This window comes from Gemmiger formicilis, from assembly GCF_900167555.1.
GTDB classification, from domain to species: domain Bacteria; phylum Bacillota; class Clostridia; order Oscillospirales; family Ruminococcaceae; genus Gemmiger; species Gemmiger formicilis.
Window position 1 is genome coordinate 1 of the sequence record NZ_FUYF01000082.1, and the last position, 1,507, is coordinate 1,507.

At 54.9% G+C, this 1,507-nt stretch carries 2 protein-coding genes; both read left to right on the forward strand.

All coding sequences use genetic code 11. The annotated features are described in order from the left end of the window. Positions 1-60 precede the first annotated feature (60 nt). The gene (locus tag B5D32_RS14645; RefSeq protein WP_338108555.1) at positions 61-816 is read left to right on the forward strand and encodes a DNA cytosine methyltransferase; all 756 of its coding nucleotides are present in this window, start codon (positions 61-63) and stop codon (positions 814-816) included. Then, complete coding sequence (locus tag B5D32_RS14650; protein WP_242943482.1) at positions 806-1,456, forward strand: amidoligase family protein; 651 nt, start codon at positions 806-808, stop codon at positions 1,454-1,456. Before B5D32_RS14645 ends, B5D32_RS14650 begins: the two co-directional genes overlap by 11 nt. Positions 1,457-1,507: the final 51 nt, after the last annotated feature.

Genomic DNA, 1,507 nt, shown 5'->3' on the forward strand with positions numbered 1-1,507 from the left:
AATGTACCCGGCCTGTTATCTCATGACGGAGGGCGGACATTTGCGACGATCCTTAACACGCTGGACCGACTGGGGTATGGTGTGGAATGGCAATGCCTTAACAGCAAAGATTTCGGCGTCCCCCAGTCAAGAAACCGCGTGTACATTATCGGATATCTTGATGAGCGATGTAGAGGAAAAGTATTTCCTTTCACCGAAACAACAGGAGGTTCTCTTATACAAACCCACGGCGGGCATCAAGGAGAACGAGTCTACTCCCCCGAAGGATTAAGCTGTACGCTGGCTGCCAATCCGGGTGGCTTCGGTGGCAAAACCGGGCTGTACGAGGTGGGAGTGCCGATCAAGTGCGCCACAAAAACCGGCTACCAGATGGCACAGTTCGGTGACAGCATCGACCTGAGCTACGCCACAGTCAACAGTCGGCGCGGACGGGTTGGTAAAGAGATTGCGCATACACTTACAACGGGCTGCCAACAAGGCACTGTTGAAGTTCGCCCGGTCAAAAATCCCATCAAGTCCGACCTCGCCCGCAACACCGAACGCACCGGTAAGCCTGGCGCACCCATGCATACACTTACCACAAAAGACCGTCACGGCGTTCTGTGCGAGGGTCGCATCCGCCGCCTGACGCCGCGCGAATGTCTGCGGCTGCAGGGCTGGGCAGATGACCGCATCGACACGGTGCTTGCCATCCAGAGCGATAACCAAGCCTACAAACAGGCTGGCAACGGCGTGACAGTCCATGTGGTGGAAGCCATCGGGCGGAGAATTGCAGCCATGGATGCAGAACTGCGGGGTGAGGCGCTTGCCCCTTGATTTCAAAGACCAGTATTTTGGCTGTGAAATTGAACTGACCGGGATAAACCGCGCCACGGCAGCCCAAACGCTGGCCAACTTATTTGGCACCCGCGCCGAGCATTCCGGCGGCGGCTACGATGCCTACCGTGTCAAAGATTTGGACGGTAAAGAGTGGAAAATCGTTCGGGACGGCAGCATCCATCCCGAATGCCGTAGGCGTTCTGTTCTTATCGGGGAAACCTACAAGGTTGAACTGAACTCCCCCAAGCTTGAATACGGCGAGATGGAAAAGCTGCAGGAGGTTGTCCGCGCCCTGCGCCGCGCAGGCGGCATCGTAAACGACAGCTGCGGAATGCACGTCCATGTGGATGCCAGTAAGCACACGCCGCAGAGCCTCAAAAATGTGCTGTCCATTATGTACTCAAAAGAGGACGTTCTATTTGCAGCACTCAAAGTCAACCCTGCCCGCATCAATAGTTACTGTCAGGCGGTGGATGAGCCGATTCTGGAAGAAATCCGCAAGCTGCCCAGCGGTGCGAGTATGGATCAGCTGAAGGACCGCTGGTATCGCGGGCGGGACGGCAGCGACTATCACTACCACCAGAGCCGGTATCATGCCTTTTATGCGCAGAAAAAAGTTATGCTGAGAATCTTTTAGAACAGACGTTACTTCGAGACTATTCACCAGAAATCTCAGCATAATTTTCTA